16 protein-coding genes are annotated in these 16,079 nt (G+C 68.5%); 6 read left to right on the top strand and 10 right to left on the bottom strand.

Features of this window, described 5'->3' with window-relative positions:
- Positions 1-5 precede the first annotated feature (5 nt).
- Positions 6-410 carry an SCP2 sterol-binding domain-containing protein gene (locus OG579_RS17385; protein ID WP_328856960.1) on the bottom strand — a complete coding sequence of 135 codons (405 nt, stop codon included), beginning with the start codon at positions 408-410 and terminating at the stop codon, positions 6-8.
- A gap of 73 nt (positions 411-483) precedes the next feature.
- Between OG579_RS17385 and OG579_RS17380 the strand changes: the two genes are divergently transcribed.
- Positions 484-1,053, top strand: coding sequence for a TetR/AcrR family transcriptional regulator (locus OG579_RS17380; RefSeq protein ID WP_328856959.1), 570 nt, complete (start codon positions 484-486; stop codon positions 1,051-1,053).
- Here the strand turns inward: OG579_RS17380 and OG579_RS17375 are convergent.
- The 5 genes from OG579_RS17375 to OG579_RS17355 form a co-directional block, all read right to left on the bottom strand.
- The gene (locus OG579_RS17375; RefSeq protein ID WP_328856958.1) at positions 1,042-2,325 is read right to left on the bottom strand and encodes a M18 family aminopeptidase; all 1,284 of its coding nucleotides are present in this window, start codon (positions 2,323-2,325) and stop codon (positions 1,042-1,044) included. The two genes, OG579_RS17380 and OG579_RS17375, sit on opposite strands and share 12 nt — an antisense overlap.
- 5 nt (positions 2,326-2,330) lie before the next feature.
- On the bottom strand, positions 2,331-3,011 hold the full coding sequence (purQ, locus tag OG579_RS17370) for a phosphoribosylformylglycinamidine synthase subunit PurQ (protein WP_328856957.1): 681 nt from the start codon (positions 3,009-3,011) through the stop codon (positions 2,331-2,333).
- On the bottom strand, positions 3,008-3,247 hold the full coding sequence (purS, locus tag OG579_RS17365; RefSeq protein ID WP_045821773.1) for a phosphoribosylformylglycinamidine synthase subunit PurS: 240 nt from the start codon (positions 3,245-3,247) through the stop codon (positions 3,008-3,010). Before purS ends, purQ begins: the two co-directional genes overlap by 4 nt.
- A gap of 71 nt (positions 3,248-3,318) precedes the next feature.
- Complete coding sequence (locus OG579_RS17360; RefSeq protein WP_045821772.1) at positions 3,319-4,026, bottom strand: DUF2334 domain-containing protein; 708 nt, start codon at positions 4,024-4,026, stop codon at positions 3,319-3,321.
- A gap of 64 nt (positions 4,027-4,090) precedes the next feature.
- Positions 4,091-4,576, bottom strand: a complete 486-nt coding sequence (locus OG579_RS17355; protein WP_045821771.1) for a glutathione peroxidase — start codon at positions 4,574-4,576, stop codon at positions 4,091-4,093.
- A gap of 128 nt (positions 4,577-4,704) precedes the next feature.
- On the opposite strand from OG579_RS17355, the gene OG579_RS17350 reads away from it, so the two are divergent.
- The 3 genes from OG579_RS17350 (at position 4,705) to OG579_RS17340 (ending at position 7,832) form a co-directional block, all read left to right on the top strand.
- Entirely contained in the window at positions 4,705-5,220 is a 516-nt protein-coding gene (locus tag OG579_RS17350; protein WP_328856956.1) for a MarR family winged helix-turn-helix transcriptional regulator, read from the top strand.
- Positions 5,220-6,695, top strand: coding sequence for a DHA2 family efflux MFS transporter permease subunit (locus tag OG579_RS17345; protein ID WP_328856955.1), 1,476 nt, complete (start codon positions 5,220-5,222; stop codon positions 6,693-6,695). Before OG579_RS17350 ends, OG579_RS17345 begins: the two co-directional genes overlap by 1 nt.
- 450 nt (positions 6,696-7,145) lie before the next feature.
- Positions 7,146-7,832, top strand: a complete 687-nt coding sequence (locus tag OG579_RS17340) for a hypothetical protein (protein ID WP_328856954.1) — start codon at positions 7,146-7,148, stop codon at positions 7,830-7,832.
- A 59-nt stretch (positions 7,833-7,891) separates the two neighbouring features.
- On the opposite strand, the gene OG579_RS17335 is transcribed toward OG579_RS17340, so the two are convergent.
- The gene (locus OG579_RS17335; protein ID WP_328856953.1) at positions 7,892-10,000 is read right to left on the bottom strand and encodes a S9 family peptidase; all 2,109 of its coding nucleotides are present in this window, start codon (positions 9,998-10,000) and stop codon (positions 7,892-7,894) included.
- A complete protein-coding gene (locus OG579_RS17330) occupies positions 9,997-10,890 on the bottom strand; it encodes a phosphoribosylaminoimidazolesuccinocarboxamide synthase (RefSeq protein WP_328856952.1) in 894 nt (297 codons plus the stop codon). The genes OG579_RS17335 and OG579_RS17330 overlap by 4 nt, the downstream gene beginning before the upstream one ends.
- 112 nt (positions 10,891-11,002) lie before the next feature.
- On the opposite strand from OG579_RS17330, the gene OG579_RS17325 reads away from it, so the two are divergent.
- Both OG579_RS17325 and OG579_RS17320 read left to right on the top strand, forming a co-directional pair.
- Positions 11,003-11,530 (top strand): mycothiol transferase, encoded by a 528-nt coding sequence (locus OG579_RS17325; protein WP_328856951.1) that lies wholly within the window; start codon positions 11,003-11,005, stop codon positions 11,528-11,530.
- A gap of 212 nt (positions 11,531-11,742) precedes the next feature.
- Complete coding sequence (locus tag OG579_RS17320; RefSeq protein ID WP_328856950.1) at positions 11,743-13,377, top strand: GMC oxidoreductase; 1,635 nt, start codon at positions 11,743-11,745, stop codon at positions 13,375-13,377.
- Between the two features lie 11 nt (positions 13,378-13,388).
- Here the strand turns inward: OG579_RS17320 and purB are convergent, their stop codons facing one another.
- Complete coding sequence (purB, locus tag OG579_RS17315) at positions 13,389-14,819, bottom strand: adenylosuccinate lyase (protein ID WP_408068696.1); 1,431 nt, start codon at positions 14,817-14,819, stop codon at positions 13,389-13,391.
- Between the two features lie 163 nt (positions 14,820-14,982).
- Positions 14,983-16,035: a glycerophosphodiester phosphodiesterase family protein gene (locus OG579_RS17310; protein ID WP_408068829.1), complete on the bottom strand. Its 1,053-nt coding sequence runs from the start codon at positions 16,033-16,035 to the stop codon at positions 14,983-14,985.
- Positions 16,036-16,079: the final 44 nt, after the last annotated feature.

The following is a 16,079-nucleotide window of genomic DNA, read 5'->3' as shown; positions in this document are numbered from 1 at the left end:
GGCCGTCAGACGAGCAGGTCGTCGCGGCCGTCAGCGGTGAGGCGCTCGATGTAGGTGGGGAACAACTTCTTCGACAGCGGTGCGATCTTCAGCAGCGACGCGACGTTGCCCTCGACCTTGATCTTCTTCTTCGCCATGGCCATCGGGAGGTTCACCTTCCCCTGCCAGTAGGCGTTGCCGACGTCGGCGGTCATCGACATCGTCGCGACCGGTTGCGGGGCGCCGTCGCGTCCGTTGTGAACCGACCCCGTGGTGGTGTCGATGACCAGATGCGTCTCGGGCTCGCTGAAGTCGAACTCGAGCACGATGCCGGTCTCGGCCAGCTTGGGGCCCAGCTCGGCGTCGGCGAAGGCGGTCTCGAAGATGCCCCCGATGTAGGTGGCGACCTCGTCGGAACTGCGGAAACTCACGTCGACCTCCGGTTGGTTGTGGTGGCGTGGGTCACACTAACATAAGTCAACTTATGGCGTCTAAGCTGAGTGGGTGGTATCGACGACCTCGCGCCAGGCGTACCTGGAGACCGGATTGGGGGTCCTGGCCGACCAGGGCTACGGCGGACTCAAGCTCGCCGAGGTCTGTCGCCGCCTCGGGGTGACCTCGGGCAGCTTCTATCACTTCTTCGCCAACTGGGGCACCTACACCGGCGAGCTCATCACGCACTGGCACACCGAGAGCACCACGCTGCTGGTGGAAGGTGTTCGCGCCCAGTCGGATCCACGCGCGCGGATCGATGCGCTGCGGGCGATCGGACTGTCGCTGCCGTACCGCGCGGAGGCCGCGATCCGCACGTGGAGCAGCCTCGACCCCGAGGTGCGGGCCGTGCAGCAGGAGGTCGACGCGCAGCGCATCGCCGCCCTGTCGGACGCCGCGTTCGACATCCTCGGCGACCGCCGTGGCGCGGACATGTTCGCGAAGTGGTCGTTGTACCTGCTCATCGGCTACGAGCAGATCACCCTCCCCGACGATCCCGATGCCCTCGCGTGGCTGTTCAGCCGCGCCGAGCAGGCCCTGATCGGCGGCGAGCTCCGCGGGATCGACGCGTCAGACGGGTGACAGGAACGCCTGCAGCGCAGCCGAATACGAGGTGATGTCGGCGGCACCCATGAGTTCACGCGCGCTGTGCATGGCGAGCTGCGGGGCGCCGACGTCGACGGTCGACAGACCGGTCCGCGTCGCGGTGATCGGCCCGATCGTCGATCCGCACGGCAGGTCGGCGCGGTGCACGTACCGCTGCAGCGGCACACCGGCCTGTTCACACGCCAGCGCGAACAGGGCCTCGCCGCCGGCGTCGCTGGCGTAGCGCAGGTTCTGGTTCACCTTCAGCACGGGGCCACCGTTGACCGCGATGCGGTGGGCGGGCTCGTGACGGTCGGGGTAGTTCGGATGCGTGGCGTGGGCCATGTCGCCGGAGACACACACGCTCGATGCCATCGTGCGGAGGAACTCCGAACGGTCGCCGCCGCGCCCGGCCACGATCCGTTCCAGCGTCGAGATCAGGAGGTCCGATGCCGCCCCGCGATCCGACGCGCTGCCGACCTCCTCGTGGTCGAACAGCGCGAGCACGCGGGTGTGGGCCGCACCGGTCGCGCCGTCGAGCAGGGCGCGCAGACCGGCGTAGCAGGTGCCCTGGTTGTCCAATCGGGGGGCACTGATCAGGTCGCCGTCGGCGCCGACGACCGTGCTCGGCGCCAGATCGTGGGTCATCAACTCCCAGCCGAGGACCTCGGCGGCATCGACATCGGCTCGCGCACAGACGGTCTCGAGGAACGTGCGGCTGTCGCCGGTGTCGACGCCCCACACCGCGTTGACGTGTCGCTGCGGGTCGAGGGTGACGCCCTTGCGGTCCTCGGACAGGTGGATGGCGAGCTGCGGCACCCGCAGGATCGGGTCGTCGACGCGGATGAGTCGCTGCTCGATCGTGCTGCCGCGGCGGATCGCCACGCGCCCGGACAGACCCAGGTCGCGGTCGAGCCAGGAGTTCAGCCACGCCCCGCCGTAGGGCTCGAGACCGACCATCCGCAGGCCCGCCGAGCGCAGTTCGGGGTGCTGCTTGAGGCGCAGGTTGGGGCTGTCGGTGTGACCGCCGATGATGCGGAACGCGGTGCCGGCGTCGCGGGCGTCCCAGGCGATCAGCGACCCGCCGCGGATCACGAAGTGCGCACCGGGTTCGGTGGGCCAGGCCTGCGCTTCGTGGAGTTCGGTGAAGCCGGCGTCGCGCAGATACGTTGCCGCCGTGGCACACACGTGGAACGGCGACGGGGAGGCGTCGACGAAATCACACAGCCCCTGCGCGGTCGCCGTGGTGGTGATCGCGGTGTCGGCCATGGGGATCAGGCGGTGGCCAGCACGGCGTCGAGTGCCGAGTAGAACAACCCGAGCCCGTCGTCGCTGGGTCCGGTGAGCGGCTCGGTGGCATGTTCGGGGTGTGGCATGAGCCCGACGACGCGGCCGTCGGCGCTGGAGATGCCGGCGATCGAGCGCATCGAACCGTTCGGGTTGTCCCCGGCGTAGCGGAACACGACGCGGCCCTCGCCCTCGAGTTCGTCGAGGACCTCCTCGGACGCGACGTAGCGTCCCTCACCGGATTTGAGCGGCACCAGGATCTCGGCGCCGGGCTCGAAACGGCTGCTCCACGCCGAGGTGGTGGAGGCGACCTCGAGCCACTGGTCACGGCACACGAAGTGCAGGCCGATGTTGCGGGTGAGCGCACCGGGCAGCAGACCGGCCTCGCACAGCACCTGGAAACCGTTGCAGATACCCAGGATCGGGACGCCACGGGTGGCGGCCTCCACGACCGAACCCATCATGGGCGCGAACCGCGCGATGGCGCCGGCACGCAGGTAGTCGCCGTAGGAGAACCCGCCGGGCACGACGACCGCGTCGACCCCGTGCAGGTCGGTGTCGGCGTGCCACAGTTCGACCGGCGTGGCACCGGCGAGCCGGACCGCCCGCGAGGCGTCGACGTCGTCGAGGGTGCCCGGGAAGGTGATGACGCCGATGCGTGCGGTCACTGCTCGGCCCGGGAGACGGTGAAGTTCTCGATCACGGTGTTGGCCAGCAACTCCGCCGCGATGCGGTCGAGTGCGACGTCGTCGACGGTGCCGTCGACCTCGAGTTCGAACCGCTTGCCCTGGCGGACATCGGAGATGCCGGAGAAGCCCAGCCGTCCCAGTGCCCCCACGATGGCCTGACCCTGCGGGTCGAGGATCTCCGTCTTGGGCATCACATCGACCACCACACGTGCCATGAGAGTGCGCTCCTGATTCCGATCGGCCGGTACTCGATCCTGAGGGTTCTCGGTCGAGACGACTTTACCGGTCAGGCGGCGCCGCGCCCGGCGGCGACCCCGGTGAGACGGCGGTAGGTGACCGGCGTCAACCCGTGGTGACGCGACAGGTCGACGCAGTCGAGGAGCGTCTGCCGCGCGATCGGGGTCTGCAGGTGCTTGGCGGCGATCGACAGCCGCACCACCCCGCCGCGTCGGGCCGTCCGGTTGGTCGAGACCACGACCATCCGCGCCCACCACGCGTCGGCGCGGAAGCCGTCGCCGAACCCGAGGACGCGGGCGCGGGTGAACTGGCCGGTGACCAGGTCGTCCCACCCCGTGAAACCCAGGTTCACCCGGAACCCGGCGGCGGGCAGCGCGGCCGTCGCGCCCGCCGACGCCGTCCACCGGGGCGCGGCGAACAGGCGTGTCCGCAGACCGGCCGCCTCGAGCACCCGGTCGGCGGCGGCGAGGCGTAGCGCGGCCTCGTGGGTGTCGATCACCGCGAACTCGGCGCGACGTCGCTTCGTCGCCGCCTGGTCGTAGCCGTGCAGCACGATCGCGTCGTCACCCGATCGGCGCTCGCGCAGCCAGTCGACGGTCTCTGCATCGTCGCCCAGGCGATAACCGTGCTTGAGCCGCGGTGACACTAGCAGCGAGGTGGGCACCTCGCGGCGGGCGAGGTCGTCGACGAAGGCCTGCGTGTCGGTGAGGGTGTCGGCACGGATCCCCGAGACCGACACATACAACTGTCCTGCCATGTCCCCGAGTGTCCGTTCGGCAGGTGAGCCGTCGGTTATGTCGCCGTGTACGGCGTGCCAACTCTCAGGAGAGAACGGATTCGATGGCCTCGATGACCTCGGGGGCGTCGGGCTCGGTGCGCGGGCGGAAACGCTTCACCACGGTGCCGTCGGCGTCGAGCAGGAACTTCTCGAAATTCCATTGCACGTCGCCGGCCTCGCCGGAATCATCGGACGCCTGGGTGAGCTCGGCGTAGAGCGGATGGCGGTTGTCGCCGTTGACGTCGACCTTCTCCAGCAGCGGGAAGGTCACGCCGTAGGTGGTCGAGCAGAACGTCTCGATCTCCTCCGCGGTTCCGGGTTCCTGACCCATGAACTGGTTGCAGGGCACGCCGACGACGGTGAGCCCGCGATCGCGGTAGTCCTCGGCGATCTTCTCCAGCCCCGTGTACTGCGGCGTGAGGCCGCATTTGCTGGCCACGTTGACGACGAGGACGGGACCGTCGAACTCCGCGAGGCTGGTGTCGGAACCCTGGAGGGTGGTGAGCGGGATGGACTTGATGGAGGTCATGCGACGAGCGTAGTCACGGGTCCCAGCCGACGTCCGTGACGCGTCTCACATGCGATTTCCGGCTGACGTGCGCCATGTCACAACAATTGCGGTGGCGGCAATAGTTGCGCGGGCATTACCTTTTTTCGGTGACCATCACCGACCCCTCCGCGGACACCGCGGCGTCCACGGAACAGACGTTCGACGTCCTCGTCGAGTTCCTCGGGCGCCTCATGACCACGGCCGAGGTCGATGCGCTCGACAGCCTGTTCAACACCGAGATCTCGTTCTCGCACTTCCGCACCCTCATGGTCCTCGCGGGCCGCGGGCGGGCGTTGTCGGTGAACGAACTCGGTGAGGCGTTGCACCTGTCCGTCGCGGCCACCGGTCGCAACGTGGACAAGCTCGTGGGCCTGGGACTCGTCGATCGACGCGAGGACAGCCACGACCGCCGCATCAAGCGGGTGTCCCTCACCGACGAGGGCCACACCGTCGTCAACGCCCATCTCGACAGCAAGGAGGAGCAGTTCCGGCACTTCGTCGGTCGGCTGCCCGCCGAACTGCGCACCAACCTGTACGACGCTCTGCACTCGATAGTCAGCGGCGACTACCTGTCCGAATCCGATCCGGTGTTCGCTCACCGGCACCATCAGAAAGTGGACTGATGACCTCCTCGACACCATCGACCGATCAGGGATCGGGGCTCGACGCCCGGACCCTGAAGGTCGCCGCCGTGGTCGTGCTCGGCGCGATCATGTCGATCCTCGACACCACGGTCGTGGCCGTGGCACAGAACACCTTCCAGGACGTGTTCAACACCTCCGCCGCCAACGCCGCCTGGACGGCCACCGGCTACACCCTCGCGCTCGCCGCGGTGATCCCGCTCTCGAGCTGGGCCACAGCACGTTTCGGCACCAAGAACGTCTACCTCACCTCGCTGGTGCTGTTCGTGCTCGGTTCCATCCTCTGTGCCTTCGCATGGAACATCGGATCGCTCGTCGCGTTCCGCATGCTGCAGGGCGCCGGCGGCGGCATGCTGATGCCCGTCGGCATGATGATCCTCACGCGCGCAGCGGGTCCCGAGCGCGTCGGCTCGATCATGGCCGTTCTCGGTATCCCCATGCTGCTCGGACCCATCGCCGGCCCGATCCTCGGCGGTGTGCTCATCGAGTTCGTGTCGTGGCACTGGATCTTCCTCATCAACGTCCCGATCGGCATCCTCGCCATCGCCTACTCGGCGTGGATCCTCGACGGCGAGGAGGAGAAGTCCAAGCCCCCGTTCGACTTCGTCGGGCTGCTGCTGCTGTCCCCCGGTCTCGCGGTGTTCCTCTACGGCGTCTCGTCGTCGAACTCCGAGGGCACGTTCATGTCGGCCAAGGTGCTCATCCCGATGGTGATCGGTGCGGCGCTGATCGTCTCGTTCGTGGTCCACGCCCTGCGCGGCAAGACCCCGCTGCTCGATCTCCGCTTGTTCCGCAACCGCACGCTGAGCATCACCGTCGTGACGTTCACGTTCTTCCTGATCGCGTTCTTCGGTGCGTCGCTGCTGTTCCCGCAGTACTTCATCGGTGTGCGCGGTGAGTCGACGCTGATGGCCGGCCTGCTGGTCGCACCGCAGGGTCTCGGCGCAATGCTGACGATGCCGATCGCCGGTCGCATGACCGACAAGATCGGCCCCGGCAAGTTCGTGCTCACCGGCATCGTGCTCATCGCGATCGGTCTCGGCGTGTTCATGTTCCTCGGAGCGGACACCTCGTACTGGCTGCTCGGCGGAGCGCTGTTCGTGCAGGGTCTCGGCATGGGCATGTCGATGATGCCGATGATGTCGGCCGCACTGGCCACACTGAAGGCCGAGAGCGTCGCCGACGGCTCGACCCTGGTCAACGTCGTCCAGCAGACCGCTGCCTCCATCGGCACCGCGGTCATCTCGGTGATCCTCGCGACCAACCTCAAGGGCCTGGCCGCACCGACACCGAGCGCCTCGGCCAGCGCGTTCGGCGACACCTTCGTCGTCGCCGTGGTGCTCATCGTGATCTGTCTGGTCCCGGCATTCTTCCTGCCCCGCAAGAAGATCGCCGTCGCCACCCCGGTCGACGAGAACGGCGAGCCCGTCAAGGCCGCCCCGGTGATGATGCACTGATCGCACGACCCGTTCGACCCACGAGCCCCGCCGGACCCCGGCGGGGCTCGTGTCATCTCCGCACCCCGGTACCCAACCGCCCGACACCCCGCCAGTTGGGCACGTAACGACCGCAGTTGGGCACCTAACGACCGCAGTTGGGCACTTGGCGACCCAGTTGGGGATTCGACGCGTCTGAGTCGTCGTCGAGATCGGTGAAACCACCCCGCGCCCGCCGACGTCCAACAACCCATGGAACAGACGCAGCACCCTTTCTGGGGCACAGAATCCGCATTGATCCGCACCGACTCCGCCGCGAAGGCGGTCCGACGTGAATTCCGCAGGCTCCAACGCGGCGTCTACGTGGACCCGACCGTGGCGGTAGACGCGAGGGACCTGATCAGGGCCGCGGCGTTACGGGCCGGACCGGGAGCCGTGGTCGCCGGGATCAGTGCGGCCATTCTTCACGGGGTGACCTACGTGGATCATGATCCCGACATCGAGTTGATCCGCGATCTGAACGGACAGGGCCGAAGGTTCGACTCCGTCCGCGTCACCCGTACCGACCAGCTCGATTCGGCCGACGTCATGATGATCGACGGTCTGGCGGTCACCAATCCCGTACGAACCGCGTACGACCTGGGGCGTCGCACCCCGGATTGGCGTGCCCTCGGCCGCCTCGACGACCTCGCCAGGCAGACCGATCTCGACCTCCGACAGCTGTGGGTATACGCGCGAGATCATCCACGAACCAAGGGAATACGTCAGCTGCGAGAGCTGTCCGCCCTGATCGATCCCAAGGCGGAGTCACCCGGGGAGAGTTGGCTGCGCCTCTTGATGATCCGCCATGGCCTCCCCCGCCCGGAGTCACAGATCGTGATCACTGATCACCGCGGCCACGAGATCGCACGATTCGACCTGGGCTACCGTCGCTACAAGATCGGCATCGACTACGACGGCGTCGACTTTCACACCTCCCCGGCGGACCGGGCACATGATTCGCGGCGCGACATGAGGACGCGCGATCTGGGCTGGGAACCCTTGCGCGTGACCGGCGAGCGGCTGTCCGCCGACCCCCACGGTGTCACCGATCGGATCGCCGAAGAGCTCGCGATCCGGGGATTCGAATCGTCCACCCGGGCGGCTCGACCCGCCTGACCGTCGTCACGTGCCCAACTGCGGTCGTTACGTGCCCAACTGGTGGGGGTGGGGTGGGGTCAGATGGCTCGGGTCTGGCGGAGGACCCAGGCGTGTTCGAAGGCGACTTCCTCCCACTGCTTGTAGCGACCGCTGACGCCTCCGTGTCCGGCGCTCATCTCCGTCTTCAACAGGATGGGGTTGTCGGACGTGGTGGTGTCCTGCAGACGCGCAACCCATTTCGCGGCCTCGGTGTACATCACGCGGGTGTCGTTGAGCGAGGTGATCGCCAGGATCGAGGGGTACGCGACGGCCGCGACGTTCTCATACGGCGAGTACGACTTCATGTACTCGTAGACCTCGGCGTTCTCGAGCGGGTTGCCCCACTCGTCCCACTCGATGACGGTCAGCGGCAGCGACGGATCGAGGATCGACGTCAAAGGGTCCACGAACGGGACGACGGCGAGGATCCCGCTGAACAGCTCGGGCGCGAGGTTGGCGACGGCGCCGATGAGCAGTCCACCGGCCGAGCCGCCCTCCCCCACCAGCTGCGACGGCGTCGTGGCGCCGGTGTCGACGAGATGTTGTGCGGCGTCGACGAAGTCGGTGAAGGTGTTCTTCTTGGTGAGCGTCTTGCCGTTCTCGTACCAGTGCCGCCCCATCTCGCCGCCGCCGCGGACGTGGGCGATGACGAACACGACACCGCGGTCGAGCAGCGACAGCCGGGCGATCGAGAAGCCGGGATCCATGCTCGCCTCGTAGGAGCCGTACCCGTAGAGCAGCGTGGGCGCCGGCCGCGACACATCCTTGCGGCTCACGATCGACAACGGGATCTGCGTGCCGTCGGCGGCGGTGACCCACTCGCGTCGCTGCTCGTAGTCACCGGCGTCGTACTCCCCCAGCACCACTTGCCGTTTGAGCAGGATCCGCTCGCCGGTGCGCACATCGAGGTCGATGACCTCGCTGGGCTCGATGAAGCTGGAGTACCCGATGCGCAGGCGCGGCGCCGCCCACTCGGGGTTGCCCGCGAGGCCCGTCGTCGACAGCGGCTCGTCGAAGGTCACCTCCTCGAACGAGACCTCGGTCGCGCTCGAGGCGTCGCGGATGTCGGCGATGGAGATCCGCGGGGTCGCGCCGCGTCGGTAGCTGAGCACCAGCTGGTCGGCGAACGCGTCGACACCCTCGATGCGCATCTCATCGGAGTGCGGGACGAGGACGCGGGTGTCGGTGGGATCGTCGGCCGGGGCGTCGAGCAGTTCGAAGTTCTCGGCGTTCTCGTTGTGGGTGATGAGGAACCGGTCCTCACCTCCGATGACGGCGTGCTCGACGTCGTATTCGACGCCGTCGCGACGCGGCCAGACGACGCGGAACTCGCCGGTCGGGTCGTCGGCCGAGAGGACGTGCACCTCGGAGGTAATCTTGGAGCCGAGCCCGATCATCAGGTACTTGTCGCTGCGGGTGCCGCCGATGCCGACCCAGAACCGTTCGTCGGGCTCGTGGAAGACCTTCACGTCGTCGGTACCGGCGCCGAGATCGTGGCGCCACACGGTGTCGGGCCGCCACGCGTCGTCGACGGTGAGGTAGAAGATGTGCCTGCCGTCGTGCGACCACGTCGCCCCAGGCGCGGTGTTCTCGACCGTCTCGGCCAGCATCTCACCGGTGCGAAGATCCTTGAACCGCAACGTGTACCGCTCGTCGCCCTTGACGTCGACGCTGTAGGCGAGCAGATCGCCGTCGTCGGTCACCGAGAACGCACCGAGGCTGTAGAAGTCGGTCCCCTCGGCGTCGAGGTTGGAGTCGAGCAGCACCTGTTCGCCGGGGAGCGGGTCGTCGCCCGACACCGTCGGCGGATCCCAGTCGTCCTCGCCGGCGATCGGCGCACGACACCGCAGTGGGTACTGCTTGCCCTCGACCGTCCGCGCGTAGTACCAGTACCTCCCGCGGCGCGATGGCACCGACATGTCGGTTTCCTGTGTGCGCGCCTTGATCTCGCCGTAGATCGCCGTGCGCAGGTCGGCCAGCTCCGCGGTGTCGGCCTCGGTCAGCGCGTTCTGCGCCTCGAGGAAGGCGATGACCTCGGGGTCCTCCTTCTCGCGCAGCCACTCGTAGTGGTCGACCACCTCGTCGCCGTGGTGGACGCGGGTGACCGGGACCTTCTTCGCGGCGGGAACCTGCGGTGCGGTGGTCATTGTTCCTCCTTCGGCCAGTCGTCGAACGACAGACCCGAGATACGTTCGTAGGCATCGATGTACCGGCGACGGGTGCGCTCGGCGACATCGTCGGGCAGTGGCGGTGGCGGACCGTCGGCGGCCTTGTCCCACCCGGAGTCGGGGCCGGTGAGCCAGTTGCGCACGATCTGCTTGTCGAAACTCGGCTGCACCTGTCCTGGGGTGTAGGTCTGCGCGTCCCAGTAGCGGGAACTGTCCGGCGTCATCACCTCGTCGGCCAGCACGAGACCGCCGTCGGCGTCGGTGCCGAACTCGAACTTGGTGTCGGCCAGAATGATCCCGCGCTCCCGCGCCAGGTCGACACCGCGTGTGTAGATGTCGAGCGTCAGCGCCCGGGCCGCCTGCGCCACGTCGGGCCCGACCTTCGCGACCACGGCGTCGAAGTCGATGTTCTCATCGTGGTCGCCGATGTCGGCCTTGCTCGCGGGCGTGAAGATCGGTTCGGGCAGCTGCGACGCCTCGTCGAGACCGGTGGGCAGTGCGATGCCGCAGACCGCGCCGGTCGCCCGGTAGTCGAGGAGCCCCGATCCGGTGAGGTAACCGCGGGCAACGCATTCCACGGGCAACATCGGCAGCCTGCGCACCACCATCGAGCGCCCGAGGACCGATCCCGGGATGCGTTCGTCGGTGGCGTCGCCGGCCAGGTGGTTGGGCACGCCGAGGGTGTCGAACCAGAAGAACGACATCGCGGTCAGCACCCGCCCCTTGTCGGGGATGGGGGTGGTGAGGATGTGGTCGAAGGCGGAGATCCGGTCCGACGACACCATCAGCAGCGTGTCGTCATCGATCTCGTAGAGCTCGCGGACCTTGCCCGACGCCACGTGGCGGTAGGACTCGAGGGTGGGACGCATCCCCTCAGGCTAGTGGCCGCGCCGTGGTCGGTCGCTCGCGCGGGGATGGCGGGGCGCCGGCAGCGCGTTGCACTTGTCACCCGATCTCGACACCGACCCGTGAGGAGCCACCATGGCCGACGACGCCACTGCCCTGCACGACGTCCTCGTCGACGCGTTGACCCGTGTCGACGACGCCGTCGCCTCCCTGACCGACGACGCCGATCCCGCGGTGCTCACACACCGGATCGACGCCGACGCGAACACCATCGCCTGGCTCATCTGGCACTCGGCGCGGGTCGTCGACGATCACATCACCGGGCTGTCGGGCCGCGATCAGGTGTGGCCGCAGTGGCGCGACCGGTTCGACCTCCCCTTCGACGACTGGGCCACCGGCTACGGACAGTCCAGCGACGAGGTCGCCGCGGTGCCCGGCGACGGCGCCACGTTGGCCGGGTACTTCCATGCCGTGCACTCCGCCACGCTGGACTACGTCCGCGGGGTCGATGCCGACGAGATCGAGCGGGTCGTCGACGAGAACTGGGACCCGCCGGTCACCGCCGGGGTCCGACTGGTGAGCGTCGTCAACGACATCACGCTGCACATCGGACAGGCCCAGTTCATCGCCGGCGTCGCCGATCGCGCTGGGGTCGCGGGGTAGACGCCGACCACACTCACCGATGCCGACCGACCGGCGTCACATCCGGGCCCCGACCACCGACTCGTCCTTTCTACCCATCTGAATTGGCGGCATGTCAGATTCATGGTGAGGATGTGTCCACGCGGTCACACCGGAGGTGACGAGCCCCGCCGTGGCGGCCGCGGACACGAGTGCGGAACCGCCGCACCCATCAGCGGCCGGGGGGTCCATCAGTGCTCGACAGACGGGCGTTCATCACCGGGGCGACGCGGGCCGCCGCCGGTGTCGCTGCCACCGCAGCCGTGGGTTCAGTGGCTGCCCGAGCCGTCGCCTCGCCCGTCGGCGAGCCCGCCTACCGTGCGCTGGTCCCCGAGATCTACCGCCGGGTGCCGCCGGCGCCCGCGTTCAGCGACACCATCGTGGTGGGCACCGGGTTCGGGGCCGCCGTCACCGCATCACGTCTGGGACAGGCCGGACTCGACGTCACCGTGCTCGAACGCGGCTCCCGCTGGCCGATCGACCCGCACCGCGCGATCTTCGCCAACGACGTGCTGCCCGACGGGCGCGGCTACTGGCGCCGCACCGTCAACCCCGTCCCGCTCACCGGACTGCCCCAGGTCCCCGTCGACTCCTTCGGCGGAGTGCTCGAGGCCACCGAGCACGGCGACCTCGAGGTGTGGCGGGGTGCGGGCGTCGGCGGCGGATCACTGGTGTTCACCGGCGCCCTCGTACGCCCGGAACGTCGCTTCTTCGAGGCGGTGTTCGGCTCCACCCTCGATCACGACGCGATGACCCCGTACTACGCCCGGGCGCTTCGAGGTCTGGGCGGATCGCCGATGCCCGGCGACGTGCTGGCATCGGGACCCTTCACACACGCGCGGGTGTGGGACGCCGAGGCCCGTCGCGCCGGACACGCTCTGCAGCGCATCGACGGCATCTGGAACTGGGACATCGTTCGCGCCGAACTCCGCGGCGCCGTGCGGCCTTCGGCGATCATCGGTGAATCGAACCTCGGCAACGCCGACGGCAGCAAGAACGACCTCCGATCGACCTACCTCCGACAGGCCGAGGCCACCGGACGGGTACGCATCCACCCCCGCCACGAGGTCATCGACATCGGCCGTGACGCAGCTGGATTCGTGCTCACCATGGCCGAGCTCGCCCCCGACGCCACCGTGATCCGTCGCCGCACCATCGGCTGTCGGCGCCTGTTCCTCGGCGCCGGATCGATGGGGACCTCGGCCCTGCTGGTCCGCGCCCGCGACACCGGCACCCTGCCGGACCTGAGCGGTGCGGTCGGCGAGGGCTGGGGCACCAACGGTGACGCCGCCCTGGTGCGCGGGCCCGATCTCCGCGCGAACGGTCTCGTCCAGGCGTCACCGTCGGCCACGCGGATCGTCGACGAATCCACCGGAACCGCTGTGTCGCTGGAGAACTGGTACGTACCCGGGAACCCCGTCGACCTGTCGCTGATCGGCTCACTCGGCATGGTGCTCGACGGCACCCGTGGGCGATTCGTGCTCGACCGCTCCACGGGACAGGTCGACCTGCGGTGGCCGCGGGGTGGCAACCGCGACGTCGAGAACGCGTTGCGCGCGGTGCACTCCCGCATCGCCGAACGCAGCGGGATCGGTGTCGGCGCAGGGCCGTTGGCGAAGGACGTGAACACCCGCTTCACCGCCCACCCGCTCGGCGGTGTCGTGCTCGGCCGCGCCACCGACACCCATGGTCGTGTCGACGGCTATCGCGACCTGTACGTCGTCGACGGCGCGCTCATCCCGGGTTCCACCGGGACGGCGAACCCGTCGTTGACGATCACCGCCCTCGCCGAGCGCAACATCGAGGCCGTCATCGCCGCCGGCGGCTGAGCGGCGGTCGGTCAGAGGATCGGCGCCGGCGCGTACGCGGCGGCGTCGGGGTACTGCTCCACGAGACGGCCGACCGCGGCGACGACGTCGGCGACCTGTGCCTCGGCAGCGCCGATGAACGCATGCTTGTCGGCGAGGGCGGCGTCGAGTGCCGCGCGGTCGAGCGGAAGTCGTTCGTCGGCGGCGAGGCGGTCGAGCAGGTCGGGCTCGCGGCCCTCCTCGCGCATGGCCAGCGCGACGGCGACCGCGTTCTCCTTGATCGCCTCGTGTGCGGTCTCGCGGCCCACCCCGGCGCGCACCGCCGCGATCAGCACCTTCGTGGTCGCGAGGAACGGCAGGTAGCGGGCCAGCTCCTTCTCGATCACCGCCGGATATGCACCGAACTCGGCGAGCACGGTCAGGAACGTCTCCATCAGCCCGTCGATGGCGAAGAACGCGTCGGGCAGTGCGACGCGACGCACCACCGAGCAGAACACGTCACCCTCGTTCCACTGCGCGCCTGCGAGTTCGGCGGCCATCGATCCGTAGCCCCGCAGGATCACCGTGAGCCCGTTGACCCGTTCGCAGCTGCGGGTGTTCATCTTGTGCGGCATCGCCGAACTGCCGACCTGCCCGGGCTGGAAGCCCTCGGTCACCAGTTCATGGCCCGCCATCAGGCGGATGGTGTGCGCCAGCGACGACGGGCCGGCCGCCACCTGCACCAGCGCGGAGACGACGTCGTGGTCGAGCGAGCGCGGGTACACCTGACCGACCGAGGTCAGCGAGTGCGAGAACCCCAGGTGTGCAGCGATCTTCGACTCCAGCTCGGAGAGCTTGGCGGCGTCGCCGTCGAGGAGGTCGAGCATGTCCTGCGAGGTACCCATCGGACCCTTGATGCCGCGCAACGGGTATCGGTCGATGAGTTCCCGCAGTCGGGTCAACGCCACGAGGAGTTCGTCTGCGGCCGAGGCGAATCGCTTGCCCAACGTGGTGGCCTGCGCGGCGACGTTGTGGCTGCGCCCGGCCATCACGATCGACGAGTACTCCGCGGCGCGATCGGCCAGCCGTGCCGCGACCGCGACCCCGTGGGCGTGCACGAACTCGAGCGAGCGCAGGATCTGCAGCTGCTCGACGTTCTCGGTGAGATCGCGGCTCGTCATCCCCTTGTGGATGTGCTCGTGGCCGGCGAGGGCGTTGAACTCCTCGATGCGGGCCTTCACGTCGTGACGGGTGACGCGCTCGCGATCGGCTATGGAGGCCAGGTCGATCCGGTCGATCACGTGGGTGTAGTCGTCGATGACGCCGTCGGGGACGTCGACACCCAGATCACGCTGCGCAGAGAGAACCGCGATCCACAGTTGCCGCTCGAGGGCGATCTTGTGTTCCGGCGACCACAGCGCCACCAGATCTGCCGAGGCGTACCGACCGGCGAGGACATTGGAGATCCGAGGCTTTTCCGACACGGCGCTCATTGTGCCCTGACCGGCGCAGCCGCCCAACCGCGGTCGTCACGTGCCCAACCGCGGGCGTTACCTGCCCAACTGCGGGCGTCACCTGCCCAACTGCGGGCGTTACGTGCCCAACTGCGGGCGTTGGTTGCCCAACTGCGGTCGTCAGCGGGTGGGGTCAGGAGTAGGCCTTCGGCAGCGGCAGGCCGCGGTCGGCGAGGACCTGGCGCAACCGCATCGGGTAGTCGGTGATGATGCCGTCGGCGCCGGCGTCGATCTGGGCGTTCATCACGTCGACGTCGTCGATGGTCCACGGCACCACCGTGAAGCCCATCGCGTGCGCGCGCTCCACGAATGCCTTGTCGGCGACCAACGCGAAGTCCTTGTCCTTCGTGGTCTGGCCGTAGGGCACCGAGTAGCCCGGCGAGAGCACCTGCACACCCAGCTTCTGCGCGCCTGCGATCACGTCACCGCCCACCGAGGCGTAGTCGACCGACCCGGTCCACATCGAGTTCGGCTTCCAGGTCGTCTCGTCCCACAGCGCGACCAGCGGGATCGACGGTGCGGCCTGCTTCACCAGCGGCAGGGTGCGCCAGTCGAAGCTCTGGATCTCGACCTTGTCGGTCTTGTTCGCCGCCTTCACCGCGCCGAGGATCACGTCCACGTACTGCTGCGGGGTGGCCGACTCGGTGCGCTTCTCGCCCTCGATCTTGGTCTCCACGTTGTAGCGGACACCGGCGCCGTACTTGTCGGCGAGTGCGAACAGCTGTGGCAGCGTGGCGATCTTGTTGCCCTCGACCACCTTCGCGTCGGGGTAGGCGGCCAGCTTCTTGCCGCAGTCGAGCGTCTCGATCTGGGCGTAGGTGAGATCGTGGACGACCTTCCCGACATAGGGGAACTGCGGGTCGCCCGCGGTCACCGGCGCCGTGTCCGAACACTTGGTGGCGTCGATGGTGGGGTCGTGCCAGATGATCGGCGCGAGGTCCTTGGTGAGGACGATGTCGAGCTCGAGGGTGGTCACACCGAGCTTGATCGACTGCTCGAAGCCGTACAGCGACTCCTCGGTGTGCTCGCCGCGACCACCCCGATGTGCCTGTAGGTCGACCGTCCGCGCGGCACTCGAGGCCGACGACGACGCCGCCGACGAGGCGTCGGGGGAATCCGACCCGCACCCGGCCAGACCGACCGCGGCGACGGCAGCGAGGGCGAGGGCGGCGGCGAGGGGGCGCAGTCTGCGGCGTCGAGAGGTCATCACGGGACCTCACGGTAGGGCCG

It is taken from the genome of Williamsia herbipolensis (assembly GCF_036153515.1).
GTDB lineage: Bacteria > Actinomycetota > Actinomycetes > Mycobacteriales > Mycobacteriaceae > Williamsia_A > Williamsia_A herbipolensis.
Note: the sequence above shows the minus strand (reverse complement) of the source record. Positions and strands in the feature narration are given on the sequence as shown.